This window comes from Comamonas sp. 14P8.1.4 (assembly GCF_057799285.1).
Window position 1 is genome coordinate 748,305 of the sequence record NZ_JBYOKN010000001.1, and the last position, 16,056, is coordinate 764,360.

Sequence of the window (16,056 nt, forward strand, 5' to 3'; positions counted from 1 at the left end):
CTTGCATAAGTATTCAAGGAGATGCCTATGCAAGGCCACAAGTTCTGGGGGGCATGCGTGGCACGCGCTGCCGGTTGTTTGGCTTTGGCCGTGTTGCCTTGGGCCGCACAGGCGCAACCGCTGTCGGACAAACCCATCCGCATCGTGGTGCCCTTTGGCGCGGGTGGCGTGGCCGACGTGACTTCGCGCGTGGTGGCGCAGCAGTTGTCGACCCAGATGGGGCAGGCGGTCATCATCGAAAACAAACCCAGTGCAGGTGGGATTGTGGCGGCCGACATGGTGGTCAAGGCCGCCCCGGATGGTCACACCATGTTCCTCATGTCCAACGGCAGCGCCGTGACGGTGAACATGTTCAAACAGCTGCCGTTCGATATGGTCAAGGACCTGACGCCGGTGTCGACCCTGGGCTACTTTGACATTGGTGTGCTCGCCGATGGCAAGGCGGGCTTCAAGAATCTGGGTGAGGTGGTCAGCTACGCCAAGGCCAATCCGGGCAAGCTCAATATAGGCTCCATCAATGTGGGCAGCACCCAGCACCTGGCGGCAGAGTTGTTCAAGTCCACTGCAGGGATTGACGCGCAAATCGTGCCATTCAATGGCACGCCAGCCGTCGTGACGGCCTTGCGGGGCCAACAAGTGGATGTGGCAGTGGAAATTTTGACGCCGATCATGGGACAGATCCAATCCAACACGATCAAGCTGCTGGCGGTGACGGGCGAGAAGCGCTCGGCCTTGTTGCCCCAGGTGGCGACCGCGCAGGAAGAGGGCGTCAAAGGCTTTGTGGCCGCCTCGTGGAACGCGTTGGCGGTGTCGTCCAAAACACCGCCCGCCTTGGTGGAGCGTTTGAACAAAGAGATCGTCGCAGCGGTCAGCCACCCCGACGTGGTCAAAAAACTGCGTGAGCTGAATGTGCAGGCCCAGCACAGCACCCCGCAGCAAACGGCAGAGCTGCTGCAGTCTGAAATTCAGCGCTGGGGTGCTGTGATTGATAAAGCCGGAATACCCAAGCAGTAAAAGCGCTGGGTGCTGTTAAAAACGCCACATCGTGTGGCGTTTTTTTATGTGGATACGGTGCGTAGTCAGTACAGCTTGCGCTTGCCCGGCTGCAGCAGCACCACCAGCGCACCTGCGCCGCCTTCGGCCGGACGGGCCTGTACAAAGGCCAGCACTTCTTTTTTTTGCACCAGCCAACGCTGCACCTTGGCTTTGAGGATGGGTGTGCGCCCGGGTGAACCCAGGCCTTTGCCATGCACCACACGCACGCACCGCAGGCCCGTGCGGTGCGCCAGGCGAATGAGCTGGCCCAGTGCTTCACGGGCTTCGTCAGAGCGCAAGCCGTGCAAATCCAGCTGGCGCTGAATGCTCCAGTGGCCGGCGCGCAGTTTCTTGGTGACGTCCAAGCCAATGCCGGGGCGGCGGAAGCTGAGCTGATCGTCCACATCCAGCAAGGTGCTGACGTCGAATTCATCGCTCATGGCCTCGTGCAGCACGCGGGCCTCATCCAGTTCATGCTGCAGTGGCCGAGGTGTGGGGGGCTGCTGCGCAAAGCTGAAGCGCCCCGCCTGGGGCAGCGGGGTGACGTTGCCGACAAAGTGGGTAAACAGGTGGCGCTCACGCTCCGCGGCGGCTTCGGCCTCTTTGCGGGCTTTGTCGAGTGCTTCTTTGCGCTCGCGCTGGGCTTTGAGCTCTTTGGAGATGCCGCCCAAGGCATGCAGTCCCTGGTGGCGAAAAGCTTGGCTCATGCCAGTTGCCCTTCTTCGGCCATGGAATGGCTGGCCCCTTGGGCAATGATGATGTGGTCGAGCACGCGCACGTCCAGCAGAGACAATGCGCTTTGCAGGTTACGCGTCAACGCGTGGTCGGCTGCGCTGGGTTGCACGCTGCCGCTGGGGTGGTTGTGCGTGAGGATGACCCCTGCCGCATGGTGGTGCAGGGCGCGCAGCGCGACTTCTCTGGGGTAGACCGAAGTCTGGCTCAAGCTTCCCCTGAACATTTCTTCCATGGCAATCAAACGGTTCTGGCTGTCCAGGAACAGCACTGCAAAAATCTCGTGCGGGCGGTGGCCCAGGTGCAATTGCAGATAGTGTTTCACAGCTTCGGGGCTGCTGAAGACTTCGCGCTCGCGCAACTGCTGCGCTGTGGCGCGTTTGGCCAATTCCATCACTGCCAGCATTTCCGCACGCTTGGCAGGGCCGAGTCCCTTGATTTTCCCCAGATCCTGTGCGCTGGCGTTGAGCAGGCCTGCCAGCCCGTCAAAGTGGGCCAGCATGGTATCTGCCAGCTGCAGCACGCTGCAGCCAGCCAGCCCTGTGCGCAGCAAGATGGCCAGCAATTCAGCGTCCGACAACGCGCTGGCGCCGCGCGCCAGCAGTTTTTCGCGGGGCAGGGTGTCCGCAGGTAAGTCTTTGAAAGACATGGTCTGGGTGCAGAAAGTGGAATAAACAGACGCCAAAGGCGCGGGGGCATGTCCGGTTTTCTACAATGGGGGCAGTTTATCGGGACTTCCATGACCAATACCGCGCCTTCGACCACGACTTCTGTGCCCACCGTACAAGCGGGCTCCTTCCTGACGCTGCACTACCGTTTGGCTGGCCCATCGGGTGATGTGATCAACACGTTCAATGAAAAACCCGGCACTTTGTCGCTGGGTACGGGTGAGTTGTCGCCCGCGATTGAAGAGCTGTTGATTGGCTTGCCAGAAGGCACGCGCACCACGGTGGAGCTGCCTGCCGGCGCTGCCTTTGGTGACCGCAACCCCGATATGCAGCAATGGGTGGCACGCAAGCTGATGAATGAGCTGGGCGATCCGCACGAGCAATACCAGCCCGGTGATGTGGTGCAGTTCCCCACCCCAGATGGCCTGGGCAGCTATGCCGGCTCGGTGGTGCAAGTGCGCGAAGATGGCGCCGTGCTGTTTGACTTCAGCCACCCGCTGGCAGGCCAGCCGGTGACGTTTGAAGTCGAAATCATCGGGGTGCTCTGAGGTGGTGGATTCCAAGGAAATCCTGCTGGCAGAGCCCCGCGGCTTTTGCGCGGGTGTCGACCGTGCGATCGAGATTGTCGACCGTGCGCTGGAAAAGTTTGGCCGCCCTATCTATGTGCGCCATGAGATCGTGCACAACACCTTTGTGGTCAATGACCTGAAGGAACGCGGCGCTATCTTTATTGAAGAGCTGGACGACGTACCCGCAGGCGCCACCTTGGTGTTCAGTGCACATGGCGTGAGCAAGGCCATCCAGGAAGAAGCCAAAGTGCGTGGCTTCACCATCTTTGATGCCACCTGCCCCCTGGTGACCAAGGTGCACGTGGAAGTGGCCAAGCTCGCCAAAGAGGGTTACGAATTCATCATGATTGGCCACAAGGGCCATCCAGAGGTGGAAGGCACCATGGGCCAGCTGTCCGAGGGCATTCACCTGGTGGAAGACGAAGCCGATGTGGCCAAGGTCCAGCCCAAGCAGACGGCGCTGCTGGCCGTGGTGACGCAAACCACGCTGAGCGTGGACGATGCCGCCGGTATCAAGGCGGCCATCAAGGCGCGCTTTCCGCTGGTGCGTGAGCCCAAGCAGCAAGACATTTGCTATGCCACGCAAAACCGCCAGGATGCGGTCAAGGTGTTGGCACCCCAGGTGGATGTGGTGATTGTGGTGGGCAGCCCCACCAGCTCCAACAGCAACCGCCTGCGCGAGCTGGCCGAGCGTTTGGGCACACCCGCTTACATGGTCGATGGCCCCGAAGAGCTCAAGCACGAGTGGTTTGACACCGCAGGTCGTGTGGGCCTGACGGCAGGCGCATCGGCCCCCGAAGTGCTGGTCAACGGTGTGATTGCACGCATCAAGGCGCTGGGCGCCGTGTCGGTGCGCAAGATGGATGGCGTGGAAGAGACCATGAAGTTCCCGCTGCCCAAGGGGTTGAAGATGATCGATCCTGCCACGGGCCTGGAGATTGAAGTGCGAAAGGCCCCGGAAACAGGCGCCTGAAGCCACTCTTCCAAATAAAGAGCGCCTAGCGCTGGTATTTCAACAACTTCAGCAACAAAACATGCTGAAGTGGAGTAATACCAAGCGCTAGGCGCTCTTTTTTTGTTCTGGTTGGGATGTGCCGGCCCTGCGCCTCAGCTCCACAAATCCAGCGGTGGGTCGCTGGCCACTGCACGCAAAATATCGGTGCGGCTGATGAAGCCGCTCAAGCTGCCCAGATCATCGGTCACCGGCAGGCCGGGCAGCCCCGTTTCCAGCAGCACATGGGTAACGCGGCGCAGGTCCGCGCTTTCATCGACCGCCGGCACAGGGGTGATCATCACATCGCGCACCGGGCGGCGGGCCATGGCAATCGCTTCGCGCACGGCGCCAGGCTCGGGCAGCAGTGCCAGTGGCGCCATGTCAGCGCGCAGCAGCAGGCCAATCACCCGGCCCTGGCTATCCAAGACCGGCGCCTGGGCAATTTTCTTGCTGGCCAAGGTCTGCCATGCCTCTTCCACGGTCAGATGGGGCTCCAGGGTGACAGCACCCCGTGTCATCACATCGCGCACCACATACAGCTGGCGGCGTTCGGTTTTGGGGCCTTGTGCCGTGCCTTGGTAGGCAGAAACCGCGCCTTGCGCCCGCGCATGTGCCGCTGTTTGCGGCTGGCGCGCCTGGGCTTCGCGCCCTTCAATGCCGGATGCGCTGGAGCGCAGGCCGCTGGGGCGCTGCACACCGCGTACCGAGGTGATGTGGCTCAGGCGATCAGCGCCACCCTGGTACATGGGGCCGTTGATGCTAAAAACGTAGAACATGCGCGGGTCTCCTGAATGGGGCGTGGCGTGTGTACCAACAAATCTTGGTTTTTGAGCGTGTTGTCTATCTATCGGCAGCAAAGCCTGCAACTGAACACCAACTGCCGCACAATGGTGGCTAGATTGCGGTGCCAACCGCTGTGCGGCCCGCCCCCATTAAAATTGCCACCATGCTAGACATTCTTCTTCTCCGTAAAGACCTCGATTCCGCCATTGCGCGCCTGGAAACCCGTAAAAAGCCCCAAGCGTTCTTGAACGTGGAGGCTTTCCAGTCCCTAGAAGCCGAGCGCAAAACGCTGCAGACCCGCACGGAGGAGCTGCAAGCCCAGCGCAACCAGCTGTCCAAGCAAATTGGCATGCTGATGGGCAAGGGCGACAAGGAAGGTGCCGAAGCCGCCAAGGCCCAGGTGGCGGCCTCCAAGACCGAGCTGGAGCAGTCTGACGCCCGCTTGGAGCAGATCAAGACCGAGCTGGAAACCATGCTGCAAGCCGTGCCCAACCTGCCGCACGAAAGCGTGCCCGTGGGCGCTGGTGAAGAAGATAACGTGGTGGTGCGCAGCTGGGGCACGCCCAAGCAGTTCGACTTTGAAGTCAAGGACCACGTGGACGTGGGTACACCTTTGGGTCTGGACTTTGACATGGGCGTCAAACTCTCGGGCTCGCGCTTTACCGTGATGAAGGGCGGCATTGCCCGCATGCACCGTGCACTGGCCCAGTTCATGCTGGACGTGCAAACCGGCGAGCATGGCTACACCGAGTGCTATGTGCCTTACGCTGTGAATGCCGATTCGCTCAAGGGCACCGGCCAGTTGCCCAAGTTTGAAGGCGATCTGTTTGCGGCGAAAAAGGGTGGCCAGGAAGGCGAGCCTGTGCCGGACAACCAAGCGCTGTACCTCATCCCCACATCGGAAGTGCCGTTGACCAACTTCATGCGCGACGTGGTCGTGCAAGAGACCGAGCTGCCTATCAAGCTGACGGCGCACACGCCATGCTTCCGTTCGGAAGCGGGCAGCTATGGCCGTGACACGCGCGGCATGATCCGTCAGCACCAGTTTGACAAGGTGGAAATGGTGCAGATCGTGCACCCTGAAAAGAGCTACGAAGTGCTGGAAGAGATGACCGGCCACGCTGAAGCCATCCTGCAAAAGCTGGGCTTGCCTTACCGCGTCATGAGCCTGTGCACCGGCGACATGGGCTTTGGTGCCACCAAGACCTATGACTTGGAGGTGTGGTTGCCCGGTCAGGCCAAGTACCGTGAAATCAGCTCGGTCTCCAACTGCGAAGCCTTCCAGGCACGTCGCATGCAGGCACGTTTCAAGAATGCCAAGGGCAAGAACGAGCTGGTGCACACCTTGAATGGCTCTGGCCTTGCGGTGGGCCGCTGCTTGGTGGCCGTGCTGGAAAACTACCAGCAGTCCGATGGTTCGGTGATCGTGCCTGAGGTGCTGCGCCCGTACATGGGTGGCCTGGAACGCTTGAGCGCGTAAAAAGCCGAGAGTTTTCCTGAAAGGGTTGAAAACGCTGCTACAATAGCAGCTTCGACACACAGGAGAGGTGGCAGAGTGGTCGAATGTACCTGACTCGAAATCAGGCGTACGTGAATAACGTACCGTGGGTTCGAATCCCACCCTCTCCGCCAATGCGGCTGTAGCTCAGCTGGATAGAGTACTTGGCTACGAACCAAGGGGTCGTGGGTTCGATTCCTGCCAGCCGCACCAGATTTAAGCCTCAGAAATGAAAATTTCTGAGGCTTTTGTCTTTTTATGAAAGCCTTGCTTTTTCGCGTCATGAAAAACTAGCTTTTCGCCCAAGTGATTGGGCAACCTCGATAGCTTTGTTTATCGATGGCTTAGCGGCTGTAGCTCAGCTGGATAGAGTACTTGGCTACGAACCAAGGGGTCGTGGGTTCGATTCCTGCCAGCCGCACCAGATTCAAGCCTCAGAGATGAAAATCTCTGAGGCTTTTGTCTTTTTGGATGCATTGAAAATTGATCTGGAAGATGAAAAGTTTTTTTCATCTTTTTGAGAATTAAGGGTAATTGCTTACTCTATAATCGATAGCTTAGCGGCTGTAGCTCAGCTGGATAGAGTACTTGGCTACGAACCAAGGGGTCGTGGGTTCGATTCCTGCCAGCCGCACCATTTTGAAGTCCTGATATCGCAAGGTATCAGGACTTTTTGGTTTGTGCGGCTTGGGTTGAGTCGCCTCGGTTTTGTGTGAAGATGGCTGCCATGAACAAGGCTTTCACCAAGGAAACCGATGGGCAAGACGATGATGACGACCTGCCCAGCTTGCCCGCCATTCCCAAGGGCAGCAAAAACTATATGACGCCCCAGGGTTACCAGACGCTCAAGACAGAGCTGCTGGAGCTCATCGACAACGAGCGCCCCAAGATTGTGGAAGTGGTGCACTGGGCGGCCAGCAATGGCGACCGTTCTGAAAACGGGGACTACCTCTACGGCAAAAAACGTCTGCGCGAGATTGATCGCCGCATTCGCTTTCTGACCAAGCGGCTGGAGATGGCCGAGGTGGTGAACCCTGCGGTGCACCATGGCAGCGAGCAGGTGTTTTTTGGCGCAACCGTGACCTATGCGGATGATGAGGGGGTTGAGCGCACCATCACCATCATGGGCATTGATGAGGCGGACAGCAGCAAGGCCCAGGTGAGCTGGATTGCGCCGGTGGCACGGGCACTGCTGAAATCCAAAATTGGCGATGAGGTGCCACTGCCAACGCCGGCGGGTGTGCGCAAGCTGGAGGTGCTGGAAGTGCAATATCCAGCCCCTCAGAACTGAAGTGCTATGGATTTATGAGCTGTTAGCGCTCATTAAATAAAGGATTCACGCCTGAAGTATTTGAAAGCAAAGGCTGTACAAGCGCTGGCAGCTATGCTTTTGTGGAAGTGCGTATAAAAAAAGCGGCCCTGGGGCCGCTTTTTCTAGATAGAGAGCGCTGTTTATTCCAGCGGCATGATGCGCGTGGCCCGCACCACGGTGGGCACACGGCGCAGGCTGCGCAGCGCGGCCTCTACCTGGTGCTGGTCGTGCACGGACACGACAAACCGCAGCTCGGTGGTTTGCATGGCGGCCTCATCGTCCATTTCCAGGCGGCGGATGTCAACGTTGGCATCGCTCAGCTCTGTGGCAACGCGTGCCAGCACACCTTTTTGGTTGTGGATGGTGACGCTCAGTCCGCTGTCATAGAGCTTGTGGTTGCTGTCCTCGGCCCATTCCACGGGCACGATGCGTTCGCTGTCCGTGGCTTGCAGGCGTTTGGCGTTGATGCATTGCGTGTTGTGCACGTGCAGGCCATCCCCGCGGCCCAGATAGGCCACCACGGCATCGCCCGGCACCGGGCGGCAGCAGGGGGCGTAGCGCACGGAGGCGTTGTTGTTGCCATCCAGTGCCACGGTACTGTGGCTGCGGCGCTGGCTGGTAAAGCGCTCCTGGCTCAGCAGTACGGCATCGGGGCGTTGGCCCTGGCTGGACAATTCGGCCATGAAATGGCGTGCCACCCAGCCAGCGGCCTGGCGGCCCATGCCGATGTCGGTGAGCAGGTCTTCGCGGCTCTTGCTGTTGGCTTTGACAAGCACCGCGTTCCACAGCGCCTGGTTGGCTGCGTCATCGGCAGGAATGCTGGCAATGCCTTCTTCGCGCAGCGCCTGGGTGAGCAAGGTCTCACCCAGCACCATCGATTCGCTGTGTGCTGCGGTTTTGAGGTAATTGCGGATTTTGGAGCGTGCGCGGCCTGTTTTGACAAAGCCCAGCCATACGGGATTGGGCTTGGCGTTGTCGTCCGTGACGATTTGGACCACATCACCGCTTTTGAGTTCGGTGCGCAGCGATGTGGGTTCGCCATTGATCAGCGCCGACACCGTGTGGTGACCGATGTTGCTGTGGATGGCATAGGCAAAATCCACCACCGTGGCGCCACGTGGCATGGCCATGATCTTGCTCTTGGGGGTGAACACATAGATGGAGTCTGGGAACAGATCCACTTTGACGTTGTCCCAGAACTCGGTGGCATCGTTGGTCTCGGTCTGGATGTCGAGCAGCGACTGCAGCCACTTGGTGTTCAGCGCTTCTTGCTTGTCCTGTGACTTGTACAGCCAGTGGGCGGCAATGCCGGCTTCGGCCACGATGTGCATGGGCTCGGTGCGGATCTGGAACTCGATATTCACGCCCGAAGGGCCCACCAGCATGGTGTGCAGCGACTGGTAGCCATTGGCCTTGGCAATCGCAATGTGGTCCTTGAACTTGCCAGGCACTGGCTTGTACATCTGGTGCAGGATGCCCAGGGCGGTGTAGCAATCAGTGACGGTGAGGACAATGATGCGAAAACCGTAGATGTCGGTGACCTGCGCAAAGGTCAGGTGGTTGCGCAGCATCTTCTGGTAGAGCGAGTACAGCGTGTTCTCGCGCCCAGCCAGACGGGCGGGCAGATTGACGCGATCAAACTCGGCTGCAATCTCGTTTTGTACGCGCAGCACCAAGTCGTGGCGGCGTGCACGCGATTTGCTGATGGCCTTTTCCAGCGTGGCATAGCGCCAGGGGCTTTGGTAGTGGAACGACAGGTCTTGCAGCTCGCGGTAGGTCTGGTTCAGACCCAGGCGGTGTGCAATCGGTGCGTAGATGTCCAGCGTCTCCGAGGCAATGCGTCCCCACTTGCTGCGGGGCATGTCGCCCATGGTGCGCATATTGTGGGTGCGGTCTGCCAGCTTGATCAGAATGACACGCACATCCTTGGCCATGGCCAGCAGCATTTTGCGAAAGGACTCGGCCTGGCTTTCTTCGCGGGTGTTGAAGTGCAGCTTATCGAGTTTGGTCAGCCCATCGACCAAGTCGGCAACGACGGGACCAAAACGCTCGACCAGATTGTCTTTGGTGATGCCGCAGTCTTCCATGGCATCGTGCAGCAAAGCGGCCATGAGTGCAGGGGCATCCAGCTTCCATTGCGCACAGATGGTGGTGACTGCAATGGGGTGGGTGATGTAGGGGTCGCCACTGCTGCGCCACTGGTTGGTGTGGGCCAGGTCGGCATAGCGCCAGGCTTGGCGTACCAGCTCAATATCAGCGAGGGACAGGTAGGACAGGTAATCCAGCATGCGCTCAAAGTGCGCAGCAGAAACGCGGGCGGCAGCTTCCAGACGTGCTTGGGTGTGCTCGTCTGGCGATGTTCGGGGGGTGTCGTCTGTTGGGGAATTAAAAGCCGCGTTCATACCCTAAATGTATCGCGGGAAAGGCGCTATGGACATAGTAAAAAAAAAGCACCGCGATACGGTGCTTCTATTGTCTGCGCAGTTCTGACAGACGCTGGCATTGCTCAGCGCTTAGCCGGGAACTTTTTTCAGCATTTCCAGGCCCACTTTGCCTTCTGCGATTTCGCGCAGGGCAGTCACGGCAGGCTTGTTTTGGCACTCCACCTTGGGGGTGTGGCCCTGGCTCAGCATGCGGGCGCGATAAGTGGCAGCCAGCACAAGCTGGAAGCGGTTAGGGATTTGCTCCAGGCAATCTTCAACAGTAATGCGTGCCATCTTGGTACTCCGGGGAATTCAGGAAAGGTTGAGCGATTCAAACACGTCGGCGCGCAGGCGGCGCTGTGACACGTACTTCAGACGCTGGGCATGGATGATGGCCTTCAGGTCAAACAGTGCGCTCTCAAATAACTCGTTGATTATAACGAAGTCGAACTTTCCGACTTGCGCCATCTCTTCTTCGGCGTTTTTCATGCGCAGCTCGATGACGTCTGGGGCATCTTCACCACGGTTTTCCAGGCGTGAACGCAGCTCTTCCCAGCTGGGAGGCAGGATGAAGATCAGGATGGCCTGAGGGAAAGCCTCACGCACCTGCAGGGCACCTTGGTAGTCAATTTCCAGCAGCACGTCTTCGCCATTGCTCAGGCGGTCGTGAATGCCTTTCTTGGATGTGCCATAGCGTTTGCCGTGCACATTCGCCCATTCGACAAAGGCGTTGTTTGCCACCATGGCGTCGAATTCCTGCTCGGAGGCAAAGAAATATTCACGGCCATGCTTTTCCTGCCCACGGGGCGCGCGCGTGGTGTGCGAGACCGAGGGGTATACGCGCGCGTCGAATGAGCGCAGCGCCTTGACCAGGCTAGATTTACCGGCTCCGCTGGGAGCGGCGACAACAAAAAGATTTCCAGGATGTTCCATAAGAAAAACTCAGGTGCTTGTGGCAACCTTACAAAAAGGGCGCTTTCGCGCCCTGTGGTTTTCACGGTGGTTATTCGATGTTCTGAACTTGCTCGCGCATTTGCTCAATCAGCACCTTCATGTCCACGCTGATGCGTGTCAGATCCAGAGCGGCTGATTTCGAGCCCAAGGTGTTGGCTTCACGGTGCATTTCCTGGATCAAGAAGTCCAGGCGCTTGCCGATTTCGCCACCTTTTTTGAGCAGACGCTCTACTTCGTCGAGGTGGGAGTTCAGGCGGGTAATCTCTTCGGCCACATCGATGCGAATGGCGAAAGCCGTGGCTTCCGACAGGGCGCGCTCGCGTGCAGCCTCTGGGGTGACCTGACCTTCGGTCAAGCCCATGGCTTCCTGCCAACGCTCCAGGAAGCGCTGGCGCTGCTGCTCGACCAGCTGGGGCACGAGGGGGCCCGCTTGCGTGGCCAGCTCGCGCAGCTGTTGCAGGCGGTCTTTGAGCATTTCGGCCAGGCGCTTGCCTTCGCGGGCGCGGGCATCGATCAACTCGGACACGGCAGCGTCGGCCAGCTGGGGCACGACTTCTTGCCAGTCCACTTGCACGGCATTGCCGTTGCCGGCCAGACGCAAGGCATCCGAGACGGACAGGCCCTTGGCATCCGGCAGCCAAGCTTGAATCAGGTCTTGCGTGGCTTGCATGCGCTGCAGCAGCGCCGGTGTGGGCTGGGGCAGCGAGGCCGATGCATCCACATCAATGGCGGCACGCACTTCGACCTTGCCGCGCTTGAGGCGGCTGGTCAGCAAAGTGCGCAGCGCGGGTTCCTGGCTGCGCAGTTCGTCGGGCAGTCGGAAGGTAAGGTCCAAAAAACGGCTGTTGACTGCGCGGATTTCAAGCCCCAAACGCACATTCTGTGCGGGGGCGTTGTCCTCAGTAGACGCTGGTGCGTGCTGCACGCTGGCGTATCCGGTCATGCTGTAAACTGGCATTGGACGTATCTTTGGTTACTTGCAATTCGGTGATTATCCAGTTTCCGCTTCGACCTTGAGGTTTACCTGAACAAAATGTCTTCCAGGATCAAGCCCGCCCCCTTGGCTCCGGACATCCGGATTGGTGACTACCGTATTGTGCGCAAGCTCGCATCGGGTGGTTTTGGCGTGGTTTACCTGGCCAAAGACGCCCAGGGCCAGGAAGTCGCCATCAAGGAATACCTGCCGGCCGCACTGGCCACACGCGCCGTGGGGGAGCTGGTGCCCAAAGTCGCTCCCGAGAAAGTCTCCCTCTACCGCCTGGGGCTGAAAAGCTTTTTTGAAGAAGGCCGGGCGCTGACGCAGATTTCACACGCATCCGTGGTGAGCGTGCTCAATTTCTTTCGTGAAAACGAGACCGTCTATATGGTCATGAATTTCCTGCGGGGTGCATCCTTGCAGGAATACATTGTGCTGGCACGGGGAAAAAAACATACCAAGGTGCTGCGCGAGTCGACGATTCGCGCCTTGTTTGATGAAGTGCTGCGTGGCCTGCGCATCGTGCACCAGCACAAGATGCTGCACCTGGACATCAAGCCCGCCAATATCTTCATCACCGATGAAGATCGCGCCGTCATGATCGATTTTGGCGCTGCCCGTGAGGTGCTCAACAAGGAAGGCAACTTCATTCGCCCCATGTATACGCCGGGCTTTGCGGCGCCAGAGATGTACAAGCGCAACGGCAGCATGGGGCCGTGGACCGATATTTACGCGGTGGGCGCCTGCATGTTTGCCTGCATGACGGGCCAGCCGCCGGCCGATGTGCCTGGCCGCAAGGACAAAGACCGCCTGGCCGTCGCCCTGGCACGTTTGCGCGGGGTGTATTCCGACAACTTGCTCGAGCTGGTGCAGTGGTCGATGGAGCTGGACCCCATGGCGCGCCCGCAGTCGGTGTTTGCGTTCCACAAGGCGCTCAGCCATGAGCCCGAGCGCCGCTACACGCCGCTGAGTGTGTCGGAGAAAGTCCGGCTGCAGCTGGATGCACTGATCGGTGAGGGGCGCAAGACCCAGTCACCGGGTGAAACCTCGGTGCGTGTGAAGACACCATGAAGTTTTCCATCTTTCAACTCAGCCGGCGTGGCAGCCGAGCGGTCAATGAAGACCGCATGGGCTACTGCTACACCCGGGAGGCCGCGCTGTTCCTGCTGGCAGACGGTATGGGCGGCCATGCGGAAGGTGAAGTGGCGGCACAGCTGGCGCTGCAGAGCATTGCGGCCCAGTTCCAGCGTGAGGCACAGCCCGCACTGGCGGATCCCGAGGAGTTTCTGGGCCGTGCGGTCATGACGGCGCACCAGCACATTCAGCGCTACGCCAAACTGCAGCGCATGCCCGATTCGCCCCGCACCACGGTGGTGGCAGCGGTGGTGCAGCACGGTGCGGCCACTTGGCTGCACTGCGGTGACTCGCGGCTGTACTGGGTGCGCGATGGGCAACTGCTGGCGCGTACCCGCGATCACTCCTATCTGGAGATGGAGCGCACCGCCACGGCCCCCTTGCGGCTGGCGCAGAAACTGCTCAACCGCAATGTGCTGTTTACCTGCCTGGGGGCTACGGGCAAGCCGATTGTGGATGTCAGCGGGCCGCATATCTTGCGCAGTGGTGACCGCCTGCTGCTGTGCTCTGACGGCTTGTGGGGCGCTTTGCAGGAGCCCGCGCTGCTGCACGGCTTGTCTGCGCAGCCTGTGAACGAGGCCGTGCCGGCCTTGGTGGATTCAGCCTTGCAAATTGCCGGAGACAAGAGCGACAACGTCACCGCGCTGGCGCTGGAGTGGGAAATGCCCGAGCATGCACCGCTCAGCGTGTATGACATCAGCACCCACTCGGCCTCGGTCAGTGAGCTGTTTGCCTCCACCATCCAGTCGTCGCACGACCTGGATACGCTGGATGACCCGCTCGATGAGGAAGAAATCGAGCGCAATATTGCCGAGATCAACGAAGCCATTCGCCGCTCTGCAGCCAGCAAAATCTGACCGCATGCTCACTGCAGCGCAGCACATGGGCTTGCGCTTTGGCGCACACTTAGCGCCTGTTTACACCATGTGTTGCGCTTTCTGCGCAGTGCGTAACCTTCAAAATAAATAGCTGCTAGTGCTTGATTCATAAGCGCTAGGCACTGATTTGACCCATGAAAATTGTTCTCGCCTCCAACAACCGCGGCAAGCTGGCCGAATTGCAATCCATGTTTGCGCCCCTGGGTGTGGAGCTGATCTGCCAGGGCGATTTGTTTGAAGGCGAAGCGCCTGAGCCCTTTGGCACCTTTGTGGAAAATGCCTTGAGCAAGGCCCGCTTTGCCGCCGAGAAAACCGGCCTGCCCGCCATTGCCGATGATGCCGGCCTGTGCGTGGATGCCTTTGGCGGCCAGCCCGGCGTGGACACCGCGTATTACTGCACCCACTATGGCTACGAGAAAAGCGACGCCAACAACGTGACCTGCCTGCTGGAAAATCTGGCGCCGCATGCCAACCGCAAGGCGGCCATGGTCAGCACCCTGGTGGGCGTGCGCAACCCCAAGGACCCCGAGCCTTTGATTGCCGTGGGCCGTGTGCATGTGGAGATTGCCAAGGAACGCCGCGGCAGCAACGGTTTTGGTTTTGACCCCGTGCTGATCATTCCGGAGATTGGCAAGACCTTTGCCGAGATGGCGCCTGAATTCAAGAACGACCACAGCCACCGTGGCCGCAGCACGCGCGCCATGATGGCGCTGCTCCAGCAAAGCTGGCTGGCTTGACGCCTATGAGCATTGCCATTGTTCCTGCCGGCACGGAGTCGGCCGTGGGCCAGCCCCCCCGCGATGTGCAGCATTACATGCGCGCGGGCACGCTGGGTTTGCCCGCGCTGCCGCCGCTGTCGCTGTATATCCACCTGCCGTGGTGCCTGAAAAAGTGCCCGTACTGCGATTTCAACTCGCACGAGCAGCGCGCCAGCGCCGACGGCGGGGTGCCGGAGCAGCGCTATATCGATGCGCTGATGGTCGATCTGGAGGCCAGCTTGCCGCTGATCTGGGGCCGCACGGTGCACAGCGTGTTCATCGGCGGCGGCACGCCCAGCCTGTTCAGCCCCGAGAGCATTGACCGCCTGATCGCCGGCCTGCGCGCGCGCCTGCGCATGGAGCCCGACTGTGAAATCACCATGGAGGCCAACCCCGGCACGTTTGAGAAAGACCGCTTCAAGGCCTTTCGCCAGGCGGGGGTGACACGGCTGTCCATCGGCGTACAAAGCTTTGACGACCGCTTTTTGAAGGCGCTGGGGCGGGTGCACGATGGGGCGCAGGCCAAGGCGGCGGTGGCAGAGGCCGCCGCATCGTTTGAGACCTTCAACCTCGACATCATGTATGCCTTGCCGGGGCAGACCGAAGCCGATCTGGTGCGCGATCTGGAGACGGCGCTGAGTTTTAACCCACCGCACATCTCGATCTACCACCTGACGATTGAGCCCAACACCTACTTTTCCAAGTTCCCGCCCGTGGTACCCGAGGAAGACACGGCCTACGACATGCTGGACCGCATCACGGCCATGACGGGCGCGGCGGGCATGCAGCGCTATGAAATCTCGGCCTATGCGCGCGAGGGCCATCAGTGTTTTCACAACACCAATTACTGGCAGTTTGGTGATTACCTGGGCATTGGCGCCGGGGCCCACGGCAAGCTCAGCTTTGCGCACCGTGTGGTGCGGCAGGTGAAGATCCGCGATCCGCAGCGCTATATGGAGGCGGCACTGGCCGGGAGGGCGTTGGCCAGCGATGACGATGTGCGCCGCAAAGACCTGCCGTTTGAGTACATGCTCAACGCGCTGCGCCTGCGTGGGGGCTTTGCCGTTCAGGACTATCTGGACCGCACGGGCTTGCCCATCAGCACCATTCGTGCAGCCCTGGATGAGGCGCAGCGCAAGGGCTTGATCGAGCAGACCGCAGGCCACGTGCAGCCCACGGAGCGTGGCTTTGACTTTTTGAGCGACCTGCAGGCCCTGTTCCTGGGCGACGCATAAGCGGCTTTCGCGCGGCATGCTGCAAAAAAGAAAGCACCCTGCGCGGGTGCTTTCTTGCTTTTGAAGAGATTTTTATCTCAAAGCCAGCAGGAGTCAGCGCTGGCTGC

The 16,056-nt window shown here is 59.9% G+C and carries 16 protein-coding genes and 4 tRNA genes; 13 read left to right on the plus strand and 7 right to left on the minus strand.

Going from position 1 to position 16,056, the window contains the following annotated elements; genetic code table 11:
• Positions 1-27 precede the first annotated feature (27 nt).
• A complete protein-coding gene (locus AC27VO_RS03475; protein ID WP_488665302.1) occupies positions 28-1,014 on the plus strand; it encodes a Bug family tripartite tricarboxylate transporter substrate binding protein in 987 nt (328 codons plus the stop codon).
• A gap of 65 nt (positions 1,015-1,079) precedes the next feature.
• On the opposite strand, the gene AC27VO_RS03480 is transcribed toward AC27VO_RS03475, so the two are convergent.
• Entirely contained in the window at positions 1,080-1,742 is a 663-nt protein-coding gene (locus tag AC27VO_RS03480) for a Smr/MutS family protein (RefSeq protein ID WP_488665303.1), read from the minus strand.
• Positions 1,739-2,416, minus strand: coding sequence for a RadC family protein (radC, locus tag AC27VO_RS03485; protein WP_488665304.1), 678 nt, complete (start codon positions 2,414-2,416; stop codon positions 1,739-1,741). The genes AC27VO_RS03480 and radC overlap by 4 nt, the downstream gene beginning before the upstream one ends.
• A gap of 90 nt (positions 2,417-2,506) precedes the next feature.
• On the opposite strand from radC, the gene AC27VO_RS03490 reads away from it, so the two are divergent.
• Both AC27VO_RS03490 and ispH read left to right on the plus strand, forming a co-directional pair.
• Entirely contained in the window at positions 2,507-2,983 is a 477-nt protein-coding gene (locus AC27VO_RS03490; RefSeq protein ID WP_488665533.1) for an FKBP-type peptidyl-prolyl cis-trans isomerase, read from the plus strand.
• 1 nt (position 2,984) lies between these two features.
• Positions 2,985-3,977: a 4-hydroxy-3-methylbut-2-enyl diphosphate reductase gene (ispH, locus tag AC27VO_RS03495; RefSeq protein WP_488665534.1), complete on the plus strand. Its 993-nt coding sequence runs from the start codon at positions 2,985-2,987 to the stop codon at positions 3,975-3,977.
• Between the two features lie 134 nt (positions 3,978-4,111).
• Here ispH and AC27VO_RS03500 read toward each other — a convergent pair whose 3' ends face one another.
• Positions 4,112-4,774: a CBS domain-containing protein gene (locus AC27VO_RS03500; protein WP_488665305.1), complete on the minus strand. Its 663-nt coding sequence runs from the start codon at positions 4,772-4,774 to the stop codon at positions 4,112-4,114.
• 170 nt (positions 4,775-4,944) lie between these two features.
• On the opposite strand from AC27VO_RS03500, the gene serS reads away from it, so the two are divergent.
• From serS to greB, 6 genes are all read left to right on the plus strand, one after another.
• Complete coding sequence (serS, locus tag AC27VO_RS03505) at positions 4,945-6,261, plus strand: serine--tRNA ligase (protein WP_488665306.1); 1,317 nt, start codon at positions 4,945-4,947, stop codon at positions 6,259-6,261.
• Between the two features lie 61 nt (positions 6,262-6,322).
• Positions 6,323-6,413: transfer RNA gene (locus AC27VO_RS03510), tRNA-Ser, on the plus strand.
• 2 nt (positions 6,414-6,415) lie between these two features.
• Positions 6,416-6,492 (plus strand) — tRNA-Arg (locus AC27VO_RS03515).
• 134 nt (positions 6,493-6,626) lie between these two features.
• Positions 6,627-6,703: transfer RNA gene (locus AC27VO_RS03520), tRNA-Arg, on the plus strand.
• Between the two features lie 136 nt (positions 6,704-6,839).
• Positions 6,840-6,916, plus strand: a tRNA-Arg gene (locus AC27VO_RS03525).
• 90 nt (positions 6,917-7,006) lie between these two features.
• Positions 7,007-7,570, plus strand: a complete 564-nt coding sequence (greB, locus tag AC27VO_RS03530) for a transcription elongation factor GreB (protein WP_488665307.1) — start codon at positions 7,007-7,009, stop codon at positions 7,568-7,570.
• A gap of 161 nt (positions 7,571-7,731) precedes the next feature.
• Here the strand turns inward: greB and AC27VO_RS03535 are convergent, their stop codons facing one another.
• The 4 genes from AC27VO_RS03535 to AC27VO_RS03550 form a co-directional block, all read right to left on the minus strand.
• The gene (locus AC27VO_RS03535; RefSeq protein ID WP_488665308.1) at positions 7,732-9,993 is read right to left on the minus strand and encodes a RelA/SpoT family protein; all 2,262 of its coding nucleotides are present in this window, start codon (positions 9,991-9,993) and stop codon (positions 7,732-7,734) included.
• Positions 9,994-10,104: 111 nt separating this feature from the next.
• The gene (gene rpoZ / locus AC27VO_RS03540; protein WP_219162602.1) at positions 10,105-10,308 is read right to left on the minus strand and encodes a DNA-directed RNA polymerase subunit omega; all 204 of its coding nucleotides are present in this window, start codon (positions 10,306-10,308) and stop codon (positions 10,105-10,107) included.
• Between the two features lie 18 nt (positions 10,309-10,326).
• Positions 10,327-10,947 carry a guanylate kinase gene (gene gmk / locus AC27VO_RS03545; protein WP_488665309.1) on the minus strand — a complete coding sequence of 207 codons (621 nt, stop codon included), beginning with the start codon at positions 10,945-10,947 and terminating at the stop codon, positions 10,327-10,329.
• Positions 10,948-11,017: 70 nt separating this feature from the next.
• Positions 11,018-11,911 carry a YicC/YloC family endoribonuclease gene (locus AC27VO_RS03550; RefSeq protein ID WP_488665535.1) on the minus strand — a complete coding sequence of 298 codons (894 nt, stop codon included), beginning with the start codon at positions 11,909-11,911 and terminating at the stop codon, positions 11,018-11,020.
• 90 nt (positions 11,912-12,001) lie between these two features.
• Between AC27VO_RS03550 and AC27VO_RS03555 the strand changes: the two genes are divergently transcribed.
• The 4 genes from AC27VO_RS03555 to hemW all read left to right on the plus strand — a co-directional run bounded on the left by AC27VO_RS03555 (position 12,002) and on the right by hemW (position 15,949).
• Positions 12,002-13,015, plus strand: a complete 1,014-nt coding sequence (locus AC27VO_RS03555; protein WP_488665310.1) for a serine/threonine protein kinase — start codon at positions 12,002-12,004, stop codon at positions 13,013-13,015.
• A complete protein-coding gene (locus AC27VO_RS03560) occupies positions 13,012-13,935 on the plus strand; it encodes a PP2C family protein-serine/threonine phosphatase (RefSeq protein ID WP_488665311.1) in 924 nt (307 codons plus the stop codon). The genes AC27VO_RS03555 and AC27VO_RS03560 overlap by 4 nt, the downstream gene beginning before the upstream one ends.
• 155 nt (positions 13,936-14,090) lie before the next feature.
• Positions 14,091-14,693 (plus strand): RdgB/HAM1 family non-canonical purine NTP pyrophosphatase, encoded by a 603-nt coding sequence (gene rdgB, locus AC27VO_RS03565; RefSeq protein WP_488665312.1) that lies wholly within the window; start codon positions 14,091-14,093, stop codon positions 14,691-14,693.
• 5 nt (positions 14,694-14,698) lie between these two features.
• Positions 14,699-15,949 carry a radical SAM family heme chaperone HemW gene (gene hemW / locus AC27VO_RS03570; RefSeq protein WP_488665313.1) on the plus strand — a complete coding sequence of 417 codons (1,251 nt, stop codon included), beginning with the start codon at positions 14,699-14,701 and terminating at the stop codon, positions 15,947-15,949.
• Positions 15,950-16,056 lie beyond the last annotated feature (107 nt).